At 66.8% G+C, this 17,655-nt stretch carries 16 protein-coding genes; 13 read left to right on the plus strand and 3 right to left on the minus strand.

Annotated elements, in window-relative coordinates; all coding sequences use genetic code 11:
- A partial coding sequence (locus NP4_RS25780) for an ImmA/IrrE family metallo-endopeptidase (RefSeq protein ID WP_373863868.1) occupies positions 1 to 406 on the plus strand: 406 nt, incomplete at its 5' end.
- Complete coding sequence (locus tag NP4_RS25785; protein ID WP_068002933.1) at positions 403 to 1,539, plus strand: hypothetical protein; 1,137 nt, start codon at positions 403 to 405, stop codon at positions 1,537 to 1,539. The genes NP4_RS25780 and NP4_RS25785, both read left to right, overlap by 4 nt.
- On the opposite strand, the gene NP4_RS40210 is transcribed toward NP4_RS25785, so the two are convergent.
- Positions 1,427 to 1,951, minus strand: coding sequence for a transcriptional regulator (locus NP4_RS40210; RefSeq protein ID WP_255285550.1), 525 nt, complete (start codon positions 1,949 to 1,951; stop codon positions 1,427 to 1,429). The two genes, NP4_RS25785 and NP4_RS40210, sit on opposite strands and share 113 nt — an antisense overlap.
- 298 nt (positions 1,952 to 2,249) lie before the next feature.
- On the opposite strand from NP4_RS40210, the gene NP4_RS25790 reads away from it, so the two are divergent.
- The 5 genes from NP4_RS25790 to NP4_RS25810 all read left to right on the plus strand — a co-directional run bounded on the left by NP4_RS25790 (position 2,250) and on the right by NP4_RS25810 (position 9,108).
- On the plus strand, positions 2,250 to 3,536 hold the full coding sequence (locus NP4_RS25790) for a hydroxymethylglutaryl-CoA lyase-like TIM-barrel protein (RefSeq protein ID WP_068002936.1): 1,287 nt from the start codon (positions 2,250 to 2,252) through the stop codon (positions 3,534 to 3,536).
- Entirely contained in the window at positions 3,533 to 4,459 is a 927-nt protein-coding gene (locus tag NP4_RS25795; RefSeq protein WP_245998546.1) for a ketopantoate reductase family protein, read from the plus strand. The genes NP4_RS25790 and NP4_RS25795 overlap by 4 nt, the downstream gene beginning before the upstream one ends.
- Positions 4,459 to 5,814: an MFS transporter gene (locus NP4_RS25800; RefSeq protein WP_068002939.1), complete on the plus strand. Its 1,356-nt coding sequence runs from the start codon at positions 4,459 to 4,461 to the stop codon at positions 5,812 to 5,814. Before NP4_RS25795 ends, NP4_RS25800 begins: the two co-directional genes overlap by 1 nt.
- 123 nt (positions 5,815 to 5,937) lie before the next feature.
- The gene (locus NP4_RS25805) at positions 5,938 to 6,834 is read left to right on the plus strand and encodes an alpha/beta fold hydrolase (protein WP_211335962.1); all 897 of its coding nucleotides are present in this window, start codon (positions 5,938 to 5,940) and stop codon (positions 6,832 to 6,834) included.
- A gap of 66 nt (positions 6,835 to 6,900) precedes the next feature.
- Entirely contained in the window at positions 6,901 to 9,108 is a 2,208-nt protein-coding gene (locus tag NP4_RS25810) for a UvrD-helicase domain-containing protein (protein ID WP_307597848.1), read from the plus strand.
- A gap of 9 nt (positions 9,109 to 9,117) precedes the next feature.
- Here NP4_RS25810 and rplL read toward each other — a convergent pair whose 3' ends face one another.
- Positions 9,118 to 9,501: a 50S ribosomal protein L7/L12 gene (gene rplL, locus NP4_RS25815; RefSeq protein ID WP_068002948.1), complete on the minus strand. Its 384-nt coding sequence runs from the start codon at positions 9,499 to 9,501 to the stop codon at positions 9,118 to 9,120.
- A gap of 166 nt (positions 9,502 to 9,667) precedes the next feature.
- On the opposite strand from rplL, the gene NP4_RS25820 reads away from it, so the two are divergent.
- Together NP4_RS25820 and NP4_RS25825 are read left to right on the plus strand one after the other, a co-directional pair.
- A complete protein-coding gene (locus NP4_RS25820; RefSeq protein WP_068002951.1) occupies positions 9,668 to 10,417 on the plus strand; it encodes an ANTAR domain-containing protein in 750 nt (249 codons plus the stop codon).
- A gap of 49 nt (positions 10,418 to 10,466) precedes the next feature.
- Entirely contained in the window at positions 10,467 to 11,435 is a 969-nt protein-coding gene (locus tag NP4_RS25825; RefSeq protein ID WP_068003176.1) for an FAD-dependent oxidoreductase, read from the plus strand.
- On the opposite strand, the gene NP4_RS25830 is transcribed toward NP4_RS25825, so the two are convergent.
- Complete coding sequence (locus tag NP4_RS25830) at positions 11,394 to 12,902, minus strand: flavin-containing monooxygenase (RefSeq protein WP_068002954.1); 1,509 nt, start codon at positions 12,900 to 12,902, stop codon at positions 11,394 to 11,396. The genes NP4_RS25825 and NP4_RS25830 overlap by 42 nt on opposite strands.
- 143 nt (positions 12,903 to 13,045) lie before the next feature.
- On the opposite strand from NP4_RS25830, the gene NP4_RS25835 reads away from it, so the two are divergent.
- The 4 genes from NP4_RS25835 to NP4_RS25850 all read left to right on the plus strand — a co-directional run bounded on the left by NP4_RS25835 (position 13,046) and on the right by NP4_RS25850 (position 17,654).
- Entirely contained in the window at positions 13,046 to 13,360 is a 315-nt protein-coding gene (locus NP4_RS25835; RefSeq protein WP_082876227.1) for a hypothetical protein, read from the plus strand.
- On the plus strand, positions 13,360 to 15,732 hold the full coding sequence (locus NP4_RS25840; RefSeq protein ID WP_068002957.1) for a TPR repeat domain-containing protein: 2,373 nt from the start codon (positions 13,360 to 13,362) through the stop codon (positions 15,730 to 15,732). Before NP4_RS25835 ends, NP4_RS25840 begins: the two co-directional genes overlap by 1 nt.
- 41 nt (positions 15,733 to 15,773) lie before the next feature.
- On the plus strand, positions 15,774 to 16,268 hold the full coding sequence (locus NP4_RS25845) for a DUF3558 family protein (protein WP_245998576.1): 495 nt from the start codon (positions 15,774 to 15,776) through the stop codon (positions 16,266 to 16,268).
- Positions 16,269 to 16,400: 132 nt separating this feature from the next.
- The gene (locus tag NP4_RS25850) at positions 16,401 to 17,654 is read left to right on the plus strand and encodes a type I glutamate--ammonia ligase (RefSeq protein WP_245998544.1); all 1,254 of its coding nucleotides are present in this window, start codon (positions 16,401 to 16,403) and stop codon (positions 17,652 to 17,654) included.
- Position 17,655 lies beyond the last annotated feature (1 nt).

Here is a 17,655-nt window from a genome sequence, read left to right on the forward strand (position 1 = left end):
CGCGCCCGCGGCCGTCGGCGCGGTGGTGCGGGTGGTGGCGGAGCGGACCGGCAGGCCGATCGAGTTGCGGCCCGTATCTCTGGGCGGCACAGAGGTTTTCGGACTGTGGGTGGCGCTTGCCGAACGCGATCTGATCCTCTACGACTCCACGGCCACCGTCGCGCACCGCAATCACATCGTGCAGCACGAGCTGGGACATATCGTGCTCGGGCATCGGCCCGCCGCGCCGGACACCGGTGACGACTGGTCGAACAGCATGTGCCGCAGTGATTTCCACGATCCCATCGAGGAGCAGGCCGAACTGTTCGCGCGGCGACTCACCTGGCGGCTGGCCCGCTATTCGGCCACCGCTGCCTCCTCGGGCGTGGCCCGCCGCATCACCGACACCCTGACCGGGGGCGGATGACCGCGCTGACCTCCGACGCCGCACATCTGGCCGGATACGAGATTCCCGCGGCCCTGTTCGCATTCGGCGCGATCTGGGTGGGTGCGGTGCGGCTGCGACGCGGGGGCGACGGCGCGCAGTGGCTGCTGTTCTGGTCGCTGGTACTGGGTTTCGTGTTCTACCAGTCCGCGGCGCTGATCTTCGTTCCGGCGCTGGCCGAACCGTTCGGCATCCGGCACGCGTTCGGACTGCTGACCCAGATGGCCGGGCTGGCCTGGAACGTCTCGACGGTGCTGCTCGTGCTGAGCTGGCGCTACGGTGCGGTGCCCGGGACGCGGGCACGGCAATTGGGGGCGCTGTTCGTCGCCGGTGAGGTCATCTTCGTGGTGACCTTCGCGTGGATGTATCCGGGGCCGGAGGGCGCGAACTATATCGTCAATGTCGCGGGCCAGGCCGTCGGCACGGTCTATCTGCTGACCTATGCGGTATCGATGCTGTTCACCAAGGCCATGGTGGTCGCGATCTGCCTGCCGCAGCTGCGGCATGTGGCCGCGCGCACCACCCGGGTCGGCATCGCCGCGGTGATCGTGGGCTCGATCCTGATCGGCGGCTTCGGTCTGGCGCGGCTGCTGTCGGGTATCCAGCCGCTGATCGGCGTCGACTCCGAGCGCTGGGAGTCGGTGGCGCTGCTGCTGCACGTGCTCGGCGCGGTCGTATATGTGGCGGGCATCGTCTTCGTCGAGATCGCCTCGGGCGCGGTGCTGTTGGCGTCCGGGATGTGGTCTCTGCTGCGGCTGCGGCCGCTGTGCGCGGCGGTGGTGGAACAGTTCCCGCATCTGGGCGCGCCACCGCGGCCCGGGGCGGGGGAACTGCTGTCGGCCGAGCGGATCGGCGCGCATGTGGTGCGCCGGGTGGTCCTGCTCTCGGATGCGGCGCTGCTGCTGGGGCGTGGTCCGGGCGGCGACGACGGATCGATCGGCGCCGCAACCGATTTCGACGACGACGCGCATGCGGCCTATCGCGCGGAACTGCGCCGCATGCTCACGGCCGCGCGGGCTTATGGCCGGACGCGTCGGGGAGATTCTCGGTCCGAGGCGCTGCGTCGCTGTCTGACGCCGAATCCGCCACGGGCGGCAGCCCTTCCAGAGCCCTGATGTTGTCGATGATCTGGGCGATATGCCGCAGTGAGGTCTCGCTCAGACCCGCCGCTCGCAGCCCGAGCGCGCTGGCCCCGGCATCGCGCAGCGCCCCGGCGAGTTCGCGCCGGGCCTCGCCCGCGGCGGCACCGTCGAGGAAATAGGTCGGGGAGACCCCGAAGTAGCGGGCGAAGGCGCGCACCAGATCCAGGCGGGGTTCGGGGGCCAGGTCGTTACGCAGTTGGGACAGATAGCCCTTGCTCAGCGGGACGCCGGTGGTGCGCTCGAAGTCGCGGATGAAATGGCTCAGCGACATCGTGACGCCGCTGCGGGCCTCGTGCTCGGCGATCAGCCTGTTCAACCGGGCGGCGAACGATTCGCCCTCGGTCGGTTCGGCCGCACTGCCCGCGCTGTTCATCACTGCCCTCACTCCGGTCGTCTCGGCGGTACAAGCAAGTTTAACGTAATTCGTTCACGCGCATGAACGGCCTGGAGCAATGTCCGAATCCGAGCTTCAACAAAATCGTTCAGCTGCATGAACAGTCTCGCGGGACCGTGTTACGTACGTGTTGAGCTGGGATTTCCCGTCGAAGTCCGGAGAACTACCGATCTTGCGCAAGGTATTTTGGCGGTCTATCGTTCACGTCAGTGAACGCCATTCCGGCGTTCCAGATCCACCGCGCGGTGACAGTGCGGTCGCCGCAGGAATTCCCCTGCGAGGAGTAGTCATGCTGAGTTTTCCCACCGGACATCGGCCGCGCTACGGCGATTTCGAAATCCGTGCCGTCTCCGACGAGACCATTCGCGAGGGCTGCGAGCGCGCGCCCTTCGGCGCCGACGATCGCCAGAAGCTGCGCCTGATCGAGGCCGTCACCGCCGCCGGGGTGACCGATATCGACGTGGGCTCGGGTATCACCGAGCCGACCTTCGTGCGCTCGGTGCTCGACGACAAGTTCCTGCTCGGCCGGATCCCCGAGGCCGCCCAGTTCTCGTTCAACCTCACGCTCAAGACCTGGGAACCGCTGGTCGCCGAGCTCGAGCGGCGGATGCCCAAGGAGTACCTCGCTGAACTCTACGTCAGCGTCGGGATGATCGAAATCGACTCCGGCAACCAGCTTTTCGAGCGGGTGGTGGATCGGCTGCGCGGGCTGGGCATCACCAAGCTGCGGTCCAGTCTGCTCAACGCGTTCGGCATCACCGTCGACGAGGACAAATACGAACATCTAAACCGGCAGCTGGAGCGGTGCCGCCAGCAGGGCATCACCCTAGTGCGCATCAACGATTCGGTGGGCACGCTGGTCCCCGACTCCACCGCCGTGCTCGCGGCCAATCTGGTGCACGACAATCCGGAGTTCACCTTCTACCTGCACGGCCACAATGATCGTGGGCTGGGCACCGCCAACTCGCTGACCTCGGTATTCCACGGCTTCCAGATGATCGAGGGCGGGGTGGCGGGCACGGGCAACCGGGCGGGTCTGGCGGAGCTGGAATCCATCGCCGCCACCTTCGCCGACAACAACATCACCGTGGCGGCCGCGCCGCTGGATGTGGACAAACTCGGTGCGGCGGCGCGGCTTTCGGAGGAGGTCTTCCTCACCGCGCCCGATCCGTACCGGGCCGTGAGCGGCTTCCTGGTGCGCAACGAGAACGCGGGCATCGTCAATGTGCCCGACTACCTGGGTGTTTCGCGCGGCGTCGACTACTTCCTCAACCGGATCGGCCTGTTCCCGGCCTATATCCGCCAGATTCTGGCCGAGGGTGGGATGGATCCGCAGATCCTCGCCGACGACGCGTTCATCGAGGATGTGTACGCGCGCCTGGCGACTCATATGGACCGGCTGTTCGACCGCAAGCAGGTCGAATTCACCCGGCTGTCGGCGCAGATAAAGTCGTTCTACGACGATATCGTCCGGCTCGACGAGGTCTACACCTGTGCGCTGGAAGCCTTGCGAGAGCGCAGTATCCAGCGTGACGAGCCGGTCGTGGAACTGCTTTCGGAGGAGTTGGTCTCTTGAACATCACCGTGTTCGGCGCGGGCGGCGTCGGTCTGTACTTCGCCGCCGTGTCGGCCCGGGCCGGGCATCGGGTCACCCTGGTGGGCCGTGAGTCGACCGTGGCCGCGGCCGCGGTCGGCCCGCTCGTCCTCACCCAGGGCGGTTCCGTGGCCGAAATACCCGGCGTCACAGCCGTTTCCGAGGTTCCGGACGAACCGGCCGATCTGATCATCGTGGCCGTGAAGGCCTGGCAGGTCACCGAGGCGGCGCGGGCGCTGCGTCCGGCCGTCGGACCGTCCACGGTGATCCTGCCGTTGCAGAACGGCGTGGAGGCGGCCGGGGAACTGGTGGAGGCACTCGGGCCGCGCGGGGTGCTCGGGTGCAGTTGCGTGGTCATCGCCAAGCGCACCGCGCCCTGGGCGGTGACCTGCCTCGGCCCGGATGCCGCACTCGAAATCGGCCCGGCCACCGAGGATTTCGGCCTCCCGCTCGACGGCGTCGTATGGGCGCTGCGCGAAGCAGGGATCACGGTCACGGTGTCGCAGGACATTCAGGCGACGCTGTGGCGCAAGCTCATGCTCATCTCCTCCTACGGCGGCGTCGGGGTGCTGTCGCGGCAGCCGGTGGGGGTCACGGCCACCAATCCGCAGACCCACGAACTGGTTCGGGCCGCGATGGCGGAGGTGCTCGCCGTGGCACGGGCGCGCGGGGTACGCCTCGACGAGGGCGATGTGGACCGAATGATGAAGGTGTTCGAGGGTTTCAGCCCCGATACCACCTCCTCCATGCAGCGCGATCTACTGTCCGGGCAGCCCTCGGAGCTCGAATTCCAGAACGGGGCGGTGGTGCGGTTCGGCCGGGAGGTCGGCGTGCCGACCCCGATCCACCGGACCGTGTACGCCACCCAGCTGCCGGGGGAGCTCGCGGCGCGAAAGGATCCGTAATGACGCGAGAGCTGTTGGCCGACAAGGCCGCCGCCACGCAGACGGGGTCGATCGGCCTGGCCGAGGTCGTGGCCGTGAGTATCGGCAACTTCCTGGTCGCGTTCGACGCGACGGCGGTCTATGTGGCGCTGCCCAGCATCGCCGCCGATCTGCACGCCGGAACGGCCGCGGGACAATGGTTTCTGGACGCCTACACGATCGCTCTATCGGTGTTTCTGCTGGTGTCCGGCGCTCTGGGCGACCGGATCGGCGCGGCCCGGGTCTACCGCTGGTCGCTGTTGGCCTTCCTGCTGGCCTCGGTCGCGTGCGCGGTCGCGACCACACCCGCGGAGCTGATCACCGCGCGGGCGGTGCAGGGGGTGAGCGCGAGTTTCGCGCTGCCCATGACGCTCGCGATTCTCACCAAGGGCGTGCCCGATCCGGTGCGCCGGTCTCGGACCATCGGAGCCTGGGGTGTCGTCGGCGGGGTCGGCATCGCGTCGGCGCCGATCCTGAGCGGGCTGATCACCGGATATCTGGGCTGGCGCTGGCTGTTTCTGATCAATGTGCCGGTCTGCCTGATCGCGTTGCTGCTCATGCGGTCGTTCCGCGACCGCCCGGCGGATCGGCAGGCGCGCTTCGCATTCGGGCCGCAGGCGCTGCTGTGCGTGGTGCTGGTCGCGATCGCCTCGGTGCTGATCGAGGGGCACGAGATCGGGTACGGCGATGCGCGGATCCTGGCCTTGGCCGCCGTGGCGCTCGCGGGGCTGGTGGCGCTGGGCTGGTTGCAGGCGCGGTCGGAGCATCCGATGATTCCGCGGGTGCTGTCCGGGAATCGGTCGTTTCTGCTGATCGTGTTCGGCGGCGGGTGCTATCAGTTCGCCTCCTACGGTTCGCTGCTTGTGCTGTCGCTGTATCTGCAGCGAGTGCACGGTATGTCGGTGCAGCGGGCCGGATACGCGCTGCTGGTGTGCTGTGTCGCCTGGTTCGCGGGCAATGTGCTCGCGCTGCGGGTCACCCCGGCCAATCGGCGGGCGGTGATCATCGGCATGGCCGCGACGGGCGCGGTCGGCGCGATCGCGACGGCGGCGCTGTCGGAGACCGGAAGTCTCACCGCGACAATGATTCCCACGGCCGCGGTCGGACTCGCCGCGGGCATGCTGGCCTCGTCGCTGAGCGCGGCGACCATGCACGTGGCCCCGGCGGAGGTGTCGGGATCGGCGTCTGGACTGCTCAATACGAGCCGACAGTGCGGTATGGCGCTGGCCATCGCGGCGCTGGGCGCGATGGCGACCGGTGCGCTGTTCGCGCCGATGGTGTTGATCGGGGTGGCCTTCGCCGTGGTCTGTGCCGTCGGCATCGCCGTGCGGGCGTGACGCGATCGTGGTGAAACAGCGCCACAGTTTTTCTTCCCATTCAAATATATAGCGCAGATACCCCCTTGCCACAAGGCCCCGGTGCGGGTTCATACTCATCGCCCGGACGAAAAGGGGTCGATTGTGGCAGAGGAAATGGTGCACGGCGTCGGGCCGTCGAAGATCGATATGGCCTTCGAGCGCCTCGGCGATCCCCGACATCCGCCGGTGCTGCTGATCATGGGCGCCGGGGCGCAACTGGTCAATTGGCCGGACGGATTCTGCGCCGAACTGGTCGAGCGTGGCCTGCATCTCATTCGTTTCGACAATCGGGATGCGGGCCGCTCGACGCATTTCACCGAAACGCCGCCGCCGGATTTCACCGCGGCGATGGCCGGTGACTTCGCGACGGTGCCGTACACGCTGTCGGATATGGCCGCGGACGCGATCGGTCTGCTGGACGCGCTCGGCTACGACAGCGTGCATGTGGTTGGGGCCTCGCAGGGCGCGATGATCGCGCAGACCATGGCGATCGAGTATCCGCGGCGCGTGCTGTCGCTGACATCGATGCTGTCCACCACCGGGAATCCCGAGGTCGGACAGGCCGATCCGCGAGTATTCGGCCTGCCGGGCGCGGCGTCGGAAGATCGTGCGGACTACATCGAGTGGCGGGTCCGGCTACAGCGTGAACTCGGGTCGCCGGGTTTCGCGTTCGACGCGGAGGCGGCGGCCGCGACGGCCGGGCGGGCCTGGGATCGCGATCACGACGGCTCGGCGATGCTGCGGCAGGTGGTGGCGGTGCTGGCCTCCGGCGATCGCACGCCGCGGCTGCGGGAGCTCGAGCTTCCGACGCTGGTGATCCACGGAACCGAGGATCGGATGTTCGATGTCAGCGGCGGCCGGGCGACGGCCGCGGCCATCGAGGGCGCTCGATTGATGATATTCGAGGGTATGGGACATTCCCTGCCACGGGAACTGTGGGGAAGTATTGCCGACCACATCACCGGATTGGTTCTTTTGAGTCGCCGAAAATTCCTCTAATATTGACAGATGGTCAGATGAGGAATGCGCAAGCAATTTCTTCCACTTTTATTATCGCACAGCGAGGTGGCTTTGTCAAAATTCGACTACGAGACCGAATTGTCGGCCGAGCGTGCGCACGTCGCATTTCTGTACGGGCAATTGGACGCGGTCCGGCGGGCGTCGTCGGGTGAACTCGATCGGGCGCTGCGCGAGAACGTCGCACGGACCCAGACCGAGCGGTGGGAGCGTGAGGTGGCGGTCGGCACGCTCAACGACCGTGTGAGCCGCTACCACGCGGCCGAGAACGGGCTGTGCTTCGGCCGTCTCGACAGCGACGAGGGCACGACCTATATCGGTCGCATCGGATTGTTCGACGAGGCACGGGGGTTCGAGCCGCATCTGCTGGACTGGCGGGCACCCGCGGCGCGGCCGTTCTACACCGCCACGATCGCCTGCCCCGAGGGTGTGCGCAGGCGGCGGCATCTGCGCACCCGCGGGCGCGAGATCACCGGGTTCCACGACGATGTCCTCGATCGCGGCGCGGACGGGGCCGATCCCGATGCCGCCCTGCTGGCCGCGCTGGACGCCCCGCGCGAACAGGTCATGCGCGATATCGTCGCCACGATCCAGTCCGAACAGGACGAGATCATCCGGATGCCGCATGCCGGCGTCGTGGTGATCGAGGGCGGCCCGGGCACCGGTAAGACCGCGGTCGCGCTGCATCGGGTGGCGTATCTGCTCTACTCCCGGCGCGAACAGCTCTCGCGCCAGGGCGTGCTGGTGGTCGGGCCCAATCCGGCCTTCCTGGACTTCATCGGCAATGTGCTGCCCTCGCTCGGGGAGACCGATGTGGTGTTCGCGACGCCCGGTGAGCTCACGCCCGGGGTGCGCACCGATCGCGAGGACGCCCCGGAGATCAAGCGCGTCAAGGGTTCTCGCGTCATGATCGAGGTGCTGGCGGCGGCGGTGGCCGATCGGCAGGAGCTGCCGGACTACTCGTACCCGATCGCGCTGAGCGATGTGACGATCGAGGTGGACGACGAGGTGGTCGAGGCCGCGCGCACCCACGCGCGGGCAACGGGCCTGCCGCACAACGAGGCTCGGCCGATCTTCCGCGAACGGCTGCTCGACGGGCTCACCGAACGCGCGGTGACCGCCATCGGCGAGGGCTGGCTGACCCGGGGCGATCGCGCGCTGCGGGCCGAATTGGCCAGGGACGCAAGGTCGGAGCTGATCGAGCACGCCGAGGTGCGTGCCACGGTTGATCGGCTCTGGCCGGAATTGACCGCCGAGCGACTGCTCGGCGAGTTGTTCACCGCACCCGATCGCATGGATACCGCCGCGGCCGGACTGCCGGACGCCGAGCGTGCCCTGCTGCTGCGCGAAGATGGTGCGGCATGGACGATTTCGGATGTTCCGCTGCTCGACGAGGCCACCGAACTGCTCGGCGTCGATCGCCAGGACGAACTGGCGGCGGCCGAACGAGCCCGCCGGGCGCGTATCCGATACGCCCGCGACGTGCTCTCGGTCATCGACAATCCCGACGAGGAATACGGTGACGACGAACTGCGCGTGATCGACGCCATCGATGCCGAAACCCTGGCCGAGCGACAGGTCGAACGCGACCACCGGACGCTGGCCGAACGTGCGGCCGCCGATCGGGAATGGACCTACGGCCACGTGGTGGTCGATGAGGCCCAGGAACTCTCGGAGATGGATTGGCGGGTTCTCATGCGCCGCTGTCCGAGTAAATCCATGACCATCGTCGGCGATCGCGCCCAGCGCCGCTCCCCGGCGGGCGCCCGCACCTGGGAGCAGATGCTGGATCGGTACACCCCCAATCGCTGGAGCTATCGCACACTGTCGATCAACTACCGCACGCCGGGGGAGATCATGGCGCTCGCGGCGCGGGTGCTCGCGCATATGGATCCGACCGCGCCGCTGCCGAAATCGGTGCGGCACACCGGCGTTCATCCGACCACGGTCGAGGCGACCGCCGCCGGACTGGCCGCGGCCGTCGCCGAATGCGTCCGCGACGCCGCACCCGAGACCGGCTCGCTGGCGGTCATCGCGCCGCAGGGGCACGGCCTGGAGCTTCCGGGCGTGACCGTCCTGACCCCCGCCGAATCCAAGGGCCTGGAATTCGATGTGGTGGTCCTGGTCGAGCCCGGGGCCGTCCTCGACGGATCCGATTACGGCGCAGCCGATCTGTACGTCGCGCTGACCCGCGCGACCCAGCGGCTGCACATCGTCCACAGCGCGCCGCTGCCCGCCGCGCTGGCGGCCGAATGAATCACCGGATCACTTCAGGCCCACCCGGGCACCGGCCGCCTCGAGTTTGATCTTGGCGGTTTCGGCGGCGTCGCGGTCGATTCCCTCCAGGATGACCCGCGGCGCCGCCTCGACCACATCCTTGGCCTCCTTCAGGCCGAGGCCGGGCACGATCTCGCGAACCGCCTTGATGACCTGAATCTTCCTGTCGCCGAAGGATTCCAGGATCACGTCGAATTCGGTCTGTTCCTCCTGCGCCGCCTCGGCGGCGGTCTCGGCGGCGACCGGCATCGCCATGGGCGCGGCGGCGGTGACGCCGAACTCCTGCTCGAATGCCGTGAGGAACTCCGAAAGTTCGAGCAGCGTCATACCTTTGAAGACGTCGAGAAGTTCGGTGGTGGTCATTTTGGCCATTGGTCTATCCCTTACAGCGCTGACCAGGGGATAAGAGACATGATAGGCGCGTGCGGGGTCGATCGGCCCGCGTCTTTTCCGAATTGTTCCCCCGTCCGGGCATTAGCTCCATTCGGAACGGGCAAAGCGATGATGTGATCGTTCGATGCGGCGGAAGGCGTGGCCGATGAGGGAAATACGCCCGGATCCCCTTCAGCGACTCGGAGCGACCTCCGCCGCGGTGGCGGGCTTGCACGAGATCATCGCCGAGGAGGAGGCGCTCGGTGAGGTTCTGAAGCGGGTGGTGCGCACGGCCGCCCGCGCGTCGCCGCGGGCGGATCTGGTGAGCATATCCGTACTGGCCGAGGACATCTGGCGGACCGCGGCGCAGACCGCGGATGCCGCGGTGGCGTTGGATCGCGAACAGTACGCCGTGGACCGTGGGCCGTCGCTGGAATCGGTGCGCCTGCGCGGACCGGTGCGGTCGCGAATCGGCCGCGGGCACGAGCGCTGGCCGGAGTTCGAGGTGGCGGCCGTGCGGGCCGGGGTGCGCGCGTATCTGTCCGTGCCGCTCGTGGTCGACATCCGCGACAGCGAACAGCTGCTGGGCGCGCTCAATGTCTACAGCTACAGCGCCGACGCCTTCGATCCGTTCGACGAGGGTCTGATCGGTCTGTACGCGACCGCGGCCGGACAGGCCATCGCCAATGCCCGCCGCTGGCAGCGGGCCCGCGAATCGGTGCTGCAGCTCGAGCGCGCCCTCGAATCGCGCGCGGAGATCAATCAGGCCAAGGGCGCGCTGATGGCCATTCACGGCTGCACCGCGGAACAGGCCTTCGAACGGCTGGTGGAACAGTCCCAGCACAACAACATCAGGGTGCACACCTTGGCCAAACGACTGCTGGGTTCGCTGCGGACCGAGCCGCGTTCGGAGTAGTCCGGCGAAAGTCGCGCCGCCGCGCGCAATCCCGGGCATGCTGACAGTCATGCAAGCTGTCGATGTTGTCGTCGTCGGCGCCGGCGTGAGCGGCCTGACGACCGCCGTGATTCTGCTAGAGCGGGGCAAGCGTGTCCTGATCCGGTCCGCCACCGAGCCGACCGCGACCACCTCGATGGTCGCGGGCGCGATGGCAGGCGGTCCGGTCATGACCGAACCGCTGCGGGACGCACTGCGCTGGAACGAAATCGGCCTACGCGTCTTCGGCGAGTTGGCCGGGAGGTCGGAGTCCGGCGTACGGATGGCACAGGGCCGCTTGGTGTCCCGGCTCGCGACGGAGGAACCGTCCTGGGCCGCATCGCTGCCCGGTTACCGGCCGTGTACCGAGCAGGAGTTCGCCGGATATCCGACGGCGTTCTGGATTTCCACACCGCTGATCGATATGCCGGTGTATCTGCGGTACCTGTGGAACCGATTCGAGGCGGCCGGCGGCAAGTTGGAAGTGGCCCCGGTTTCCGATCTCGCCGAGCTCGACGCGGCCGTCGTGGTGAACTGTGCGGGCGTGGGCGCGGGCGAACTCGCCGGTGATCCGCAGGTGCATCCGGTGCGCGGGCAGCATGTGATGGTCGAGAATCCGGGCCTGACCGAATTCTTCGCCGAGGGCGGCGCGAGCACCGAGTGGACCAGCTACTTCCCGCACGCCGAACGCGTCGTGCTGGGCGGCGTCGCCGATATCGGCGACGCGAACCTCGAACCCGACCCGACGCAGACCGAACAGATCCTCGAACGCTGCATCGCCGTCGAACCCCGGCTGGCCGGGGCGCGGGTGCTCGGTGTGGAGGTCGGGCTGCGGCCGGGGCGGTCGAGTATCCGGGTCGACAGCGAACGGCGCGGCAACAAACTGGTGGTGCACAACTACGGCCACGGCAGCGTCGGCATCGCCATGTCCTGGGGCTGTGCGACCGATGCGGCCGATCTATGCGACGGCGGTCGAATCGGTGGCGGCGGCCTCGGTTAGCGCCCGGTCCCGGCGAAATTCCAGGTGCTCCTCGCCGACCCGGCCGTAGCGCAGCCGGACCGCGTCGACGTAGTAGTTGTTCAGGATCTTCCACGGCTCGCGGGTGCCCTGGCGCGGGATGACGCCCTCGGCGCGTTTGACATAGCCCGACTTCAGCGCGCTGCCGAAGGCGGATTCGCTACCCCGGTCGTCATCGGTGGCGCGGGCGACGACCTGGGTGTAACCGTGCTTGCGCATATGGGCGATCAAGCGGCAGAAGTACTCCGCGGCCAGATCGACCTTCAGCGTCCAGGACGCGTTGGTGTAGCCGAGCATGAACATCGCGTTGGGGATGCCGTCGAGCAGGACACCCTTGTAGATCACCCGGTCGTGGGTGGTCATCGGCCGTCCGTCGACCTCGAGTTCCGCGCCGCCCGCGATCTGCACGACGAGCCCGGTCGCGCTGATGACGATATCGGCCGGAATCTCCTCACCGGAGGAGAGCCGAATTCCGTTGGGGGTGAAGGTTTCGATGGTATCGGTGACCACCGACGCCTTACCCCGGCGCAGCACCCGGAACAGATCGCCGCTGGGCACCACGCACAGCCGCTCGTCCCAGGGGTTGTAGTTCGGGGAGAAGTGACGCAGCTCCACCTTCCCGCGCAGCTGGGACCGCACCACCCCGAGCAGCAGTCGTCGGGCCAGCCGCGGCTGCGAGCGCGACAGCTGGAACACCCCGCGCTGCAGGGCGATATTGCGGGCCCGGCCCAGTTTGTAGATCACCGTCTCGGGCACGCGCAGCCGCTGCAACACCACGGCCACCGGATCCTCGGCCGGAATCGGGAGGATATAGGTGGGCGAGCGCTGCAGCATGGTGACGTGTTCGGCCTTGTCGGTCATGGCGGGCACCAGGGTCACCGCCGTCGCGCCGCTGCCGATGACCACCACGCGCTTGCCCTCGTAGTCCAGGTCCTCGGGCCACTGCTGCGGATGGATGATCGGGCCGGTGAACGATTCCTCGCCCGGGAACGACGGGCGATATCCCGCGTCGTAGCTGTAGTAGCCGGTGCAGCCGACCAGGAAGCGGCTGGTGTATTCGGTTGTCGCCCCGGACTTCTCGTCGGTGGTCCGCACGGTCCACAGGCCGGTCGCGGAATCGAAGGAGGAGCGCACGACCCGTCGCCCGAAGTGGATGTGCGGGTTGACGTCGTATTCGTCGGCTGTCTCCTGCACATAGCCGCGGATGCTCGCGCCGTCGGCGAGCACCTTGGTGCCGCGCCACGGGCGGAAGTGGTAGCCGAAGGTGTTCATATCCGAATCCGAGCGGATGCCCGGGTATCGGAACAGGTCCCAGGTGCCGCCGATCTCGTCGCGGCGCTCCAGAACTGCGTAGCTGAGCTGGGGCAGCTCACGTGTCAGATGGCAGGCGACGCCGATGCCGGAGACTCCAGCGCCGATGATCAGCACGTCGAAATGGTTGTCGCTCATCTGACCGACCTTCCGCGTCGTTGCGTCCGTCCTTCAATGTTACCGCGACATCCTGTCACACACACTTTTCCCCTGACAATCCCTGGCCACATGCGTCTCCGGTACGCTCGGTGCGATTTGTCCTATTCCGAAGGAGGGGGAGTATGGCCTTGCTGAAGGCGGATGTGGATCAGTTGAACACTCTGGCCGGGACGCTGGAGGAGGTCGGCAATGCCATCGATGCCGTCGACATCCGTTCGGCCGTGGCCCGGGTTCGGGAGGCGCTCGACGGTTGCGACATCGTTGCGGTCTGTGAGCAGGCCGGTGAATTCATCGAGGGCGCGTATCTGCGGGTGGCCGAGCGGGAACGCGCGATCGGATCCAAGATTCGTACCTGCGCAAGCGATTTCGCGATGACGGACGAGAACTTCAAGAAGGCCATGGATGAATACGACTTCCACGGTTCGGGGGCGCGCTGATGCCGAATTCGAAGGGTCTCGCGACGCCGCGTGAGGTCGCGAAGTGGAATTTCCTCGCGCTCAACGATTGGGCGGCGGTGGTCCGGGCCGGTAACGGGACGTTCAAGGAGCAGATCGACAAGGCGCGCAACCATTTCGGCGAGATCGGGACGGTGTGGTCGGGGGCGGCTCACGACGCGGCCTACGAGCGCGTGGACGAGGAGTACAACCAGGCGCGCAAGGTCTTCTACGAGATCGATGACATGCCGGGGATGCTGGAAGCGGCCGGCAGTGGCCTGTCGGCGTTCCAGCAGGTGGTGATGAGCAAGATCGCCGATGCCGAGGCGCTGGGGCTGTGGGTCGACGACCTGTGGCAGATTCCGGACAACAGCGATGTCGAGCGTTCGGTCATCGATGACCACCAGGCCGCGGTCCGCAGCGCGTTCCAGTCGCTGCTGGACGAGATCGCCCGCTACAAACAGACATTGACGAGCAATTCCGAACTCGTTCGCGCGGCCGGAGATTTGTTCGGCTCCAGCATCGAGGTCGACGAGGCCGCGTCGCAGGGCGGGCGATTGGGCGGCGAGGACGGCAAGGCCATCGCCGACGCCGCACGCGATCACAACGACCGCGCCTTCGCCGACATCGTCGACAACATGCCCGCCTACGTCCTGACCGATCAGGAGCGACAGGCCCTGGCCAACGGCGAGGAAGTGTCGACCGTGCCCGCCGGGGTGCAGGACTACTACCGCGAGTTCTACAAATCGGCCGGAAAAGACGGCGTGCTGGCGCTCAACGACTATCTGGCCGCCCAGGAGAAGAACGGCAACCCCGTCGCCGCCGCGCAGCGCGACAACCTCGCCAACGGTTTGATGATGGTCAGCAATGACAAGGTCGTCAGCCGCGGTCCCGACGGAAAGGTGCTCGCGCAGGGCGGATATCAAAACCTGCCCGCGGATATCAGGGAACTGGTCTCCGGCCGCGAAGAGGAACGCATCTCCGACGACGGCCGCCCCCAACAGGTACGCGACCGCTTCATCGACCAGTCCCGCTTCGCCGACCTCCTGGGCGAGGCCAACCCCGGCTACACCCCCGGCAAGGATTTCGGCATCGAACTCGGCCGCCAGGGCGAAAGCATCACCCACTACCTCGACCAGGTCGATTCCAATATGCACGGCAGCATGCCGACCGGCTTCCAGGAGGGCGACCGCGACGCCATGGAACGCGCGGCCACGCAGTACCTGGACGCGGCGGGCCGCAACCACGATGCGAGCCATGCCCTTTTGACAGGCGAAGGGGTAACCCAGGATCCGACCGGCGGCGCACTCGGGGATCACTATTCGCCACAGAAGTACGACCCGAAGGAATTCGCCAGCACCATTTTCAATCACGAGTGGCAGGACGATGGCAAGGCCGCTGCGGGGTTGTACAGCTGGGCGGGGGATCATACGCATGATCAGGGGGCTACGGGGGAGAAGGCGCGGGAGATCGCGGAGGTTTTGCCGAAGTATTTGGCGCCTACGGATCACAATGGGACGTTGCTCGGGAGCGATGGTAAGCCGATCACCAGTGGGAAGGATGCGTCCATCTTCCAAAATTCGGCCGAATCGTTTGCCAAGAACCCTGAATTGGCGACTGGACTGTCCAAAGTTTTGGCTCCCAACCTGGACTCGTTTGCTGGTTACCATACGCAGACTGAAATCGATAACAACCAGCTCCAACTGGGGCGCGAGGACGCGCGTCGGCTGCTATTTCTGTCGTGTATGTCCGACGAGGGCACGATGTACATGGAGACTTCTCGGCAGACCTACGATGCGGCAATACTCGATCGGATCGCTCAGGGGCAAGATCCCAAGCCCTTCGACACCGCCCTGATGATGGCGAACGTCGACGCTCATGTCTCGCTGGCTGAGCGGAATGCCGCTATCTACAAGGATGCTGCGGAGGTCGATGGGCGCAACACCCACGAGCAGGAGCTCTACGACACTCGCCAGAAGGGATTCGAATTCGCTAAGAGCATCGTGTCCGGCGGCGTGGAGGAGGCGACCAATAAGGTTCCCGGCGGGGCGATAGTTCAGAGCATAGTCGGTGATCTGGCCGACAAGGGCATGGACAAGGCAATCGAAGCATGGAACCCGGAACCGACTCCGGAGAAGTTGCAGTTTCCATCGGTTGAAGCGGTCCAGAATGACGGATACGACACGTTCGAGAAGGCGCTGCTGGGCGCGACGAAAGACAATCCGCTACCTCAGGAAAAATTTGATCAGTACCGCAGGGATTACAGCGGTGCATACAACGATGTCGTACCCAACACGCTTGTAACCGATGCCAATGATCTGGAAAAGCTTGTCACCGGCGGTGTCGGGGCACCGCGCTCGAAGGAGGAGAAGTGATCGACGGGCGGCCTCGGGCGGTGGTGCTGGTCGTGACCGCGGTGATCTCATCCGTCGCTCTCACCGCTTGCGATAGCGACTCGTCTCCGTCGCCGCGGACAACCTCGGTCGCGACTCCACCTCCTGGGCCAATGCCGACATTCGATCCGTGCAAGACGGTGCCAGAGAATGTGCTCGAGGGGCACGGTCTCACTGCAACCCTGACTATCCCCAGGGGAGAGAACGAGTTGGGGATGGACCGTAACGGGTGCGTGATCGGCAAGGGGGAGGAGCCGAAACGGCTCCTGTGGGGCTTCTATGTCACCGATCGCAATGTCGAGTACCTGAAGGCAGTTTCGGCTGATCAGCCGTTCCGTGAAACAACGATCGACGGCAGACGTACCGGCGTTCTGGGGCCGAGCAAGATCGGCGAGTGCAAGGCGTTGGCGAATCTGTCAGGAGGGGGCGGGATCCTGGTTTCGGGTCAGTTCGTCGAAGATCCATGCGCGAGGGTGATCGACATGGCGAACACGCTTATCCCCTTCCTCCCCAGGTGACATCGGTATCGTTGAGGGATGTCGTCGACGCCGGAGCGGATCCCGGCCGATGGATCCGCGCCGGTTTCGGTTGATCGGGTGGGTGCTCGGCTCGTTGTGTTCTCGTTTGTGGACAATGCGGGGATTACTCGGGTGAAAACCGTTCCGATGCATCGGCTTTCGCGGGCGGCTCAGTATGGGGTCGGGGCCTCGCCTACCTTCGATGTGTTCAGTTTCGACGATGTGATGAATCCGGGGCGGTATGTGTCCGGACCGGACGGGGATTTGCGGGTGGTGCCGGATCTGGGGCGGCTGGTCGAGTTGGTGTGTCAGCCGGGGTGGGCTTGGGCGCCTGCGGACAAGTACACCCAGGAGGGTGAGCGTCATCCGGGGTGCCAGCGGCACTTCGCGGCTCGTCAGGTCGAGGCGGCGGGGCGGGCGGGGTTGCGGTTGTCGATGGCGTTCGAGACCGAATGGGCTCTGGGCGTGGATGATTCGGCATTCGTTCCGGTTGTGACCGGGCCGGGGTACGGCATCATCCGGCTCGGGCAGGTCGCCGATTACGCCTGCGATCTGGTCGATGCGCTGGAGCGGCAGGGGGTGAGCGTGGAGCAGTTCCATCCCGAATACGCGCTCGCGCAATTGGAACTGTCGGTCGCGCCGGCCGATCCGGTCGCCGCGGCCGATGACGCGGTGCTGGTGCGCCATACGATTCGCCAGGTGAGCCTGCGGCACGGGTGGCGGGCCTCGCTCGCGCCGTGCATCGATCCCGACGGCGCGGGCTCGGGGGCGCATGTGCATCTGTCGCTGCACGACGAGCGGGGTCCGCTGTTGACCGGCGGCGAGGGGCCCTACGGCCTGCGGCCGGTCGGCGAGGCCTTCCTGGCGGGTGTGCTGCGTGAGTTGCCCGCCCTGGTCGCGGTCGGCGCGGGGAATCCGGCCAGTTTCCTGCGACTGCTGCCCTCGCGCTGGGCGGGCGCGTGGCAGTGCTGGGGACGGGAGACCCGGGAGGCGGCGCTGCGGCTGATCACCGGAGTGGCGGGGACCGAGCGGTGGGCGGCCAATGCCGAGGTGAAATGCCTTGATGCGACCGGTAATCCGTATCTGGTCGTCGGCTCGGTGATCGCCGCCGGACTGGCGGGCGTCGCCGAAGAACTGCGACTGCCGCCCGAAATCCACGGTGACCCCGCCGGTTTCGACGAGGCGCGGCGCACGACGGCCGGTGTCGCGCGACTGCCCGCCACGGCGGCGGAGGCGGCCGAACGGCTGGCCGAATCGAAGGTGCTCGCCGAGGCGATGGGACCGCAGCTACACGACTCGTTGCTGACCGTGCGCCGCGCCGAGGCCGAACGCTACGGCCGCACGGGAGCGGTGGAACTGGTCGAACTGACCCGCTGGCGGTTCTGAG

Origin of the sequence: Nocardia pseudobrasiliensis NBRC 108224 (genome assembly GCF_001613105.1) — a bacterium.
Taxonomy (GTDB): domain Bacteria; phylum Actinomycetota; class Actinomycetes; order Mycobacteriales; family Mycobacteriaceae; genus Nocardia; species Nocardia pseudobrasiliensis.

Excerpts from the sequence above, each read along its gene's own strand:
- NP4_RS25820 (WP_068002951.1), top strand. The coding sequence starts at position 9,668 with ATGAGGGAAATACGCCCGGATCCCCTTCAGCGACTCGGAGCGACCTCC.
- NP4_RS25790 (WP_068002936.1), top strand. The coding sequence starts at position 2,250 with ATGCTGAGTTTTCCCACCGGACATCGGCCGCGCTACGGCGATTTCGAA.
- rplL (WP_068002948.1), bottom strand. The coding sequence starts at position 9,501 with ATGGCCAAAATGACCACCACCGAACTTCTCGACGTCTTCAAAGGTATG.
- NP4_RS25840 (WP_068002957.1), top strand. The coding sequence starts at position 13,360 with ATGCCGAATTCGAAGGGTCTCGCGACGCCGCGTGAGGTCGCGAAGTGG.
- NP4_RS25825 (WP_068003176.1), top strand. The coding sequence starts at position 10,467 with ATGCAAGCTGTCGATGTTGTCGTCGTCGGCGCCGGCGTGAGCGGCCTG.
- NP4_RS25835 (WP_082876227.1), top strand. The coding sequence starts at position 13,046 with ATGGCCTTGCTGAAGGCGGATGTGGATCAGTTGAACACTCTGGCCGGG.
- NP4_RS25785 (WP_068002933.1), top strand. The coding sequence starts at position 403 with ATGACCGCGCTGACCTCCGACGCCGCACATCTGGCCGGATACGAGATT.
- NP4_RS25800 (WP_068002939.1), top strand. The coding sequence starts at position 4,459 with ATGACGCGAGAGCTGTTGGCCGACAAGGCCGCCGCCACGCAGACGGGG.
- NP4_RS25830 (WP_068002954.1), bottom strand. The coding sequence starts at position 12,902 with ATGAGCGACAACCATTTCGACGTGCTGATCATCGGCGCTGGAGTCTCC.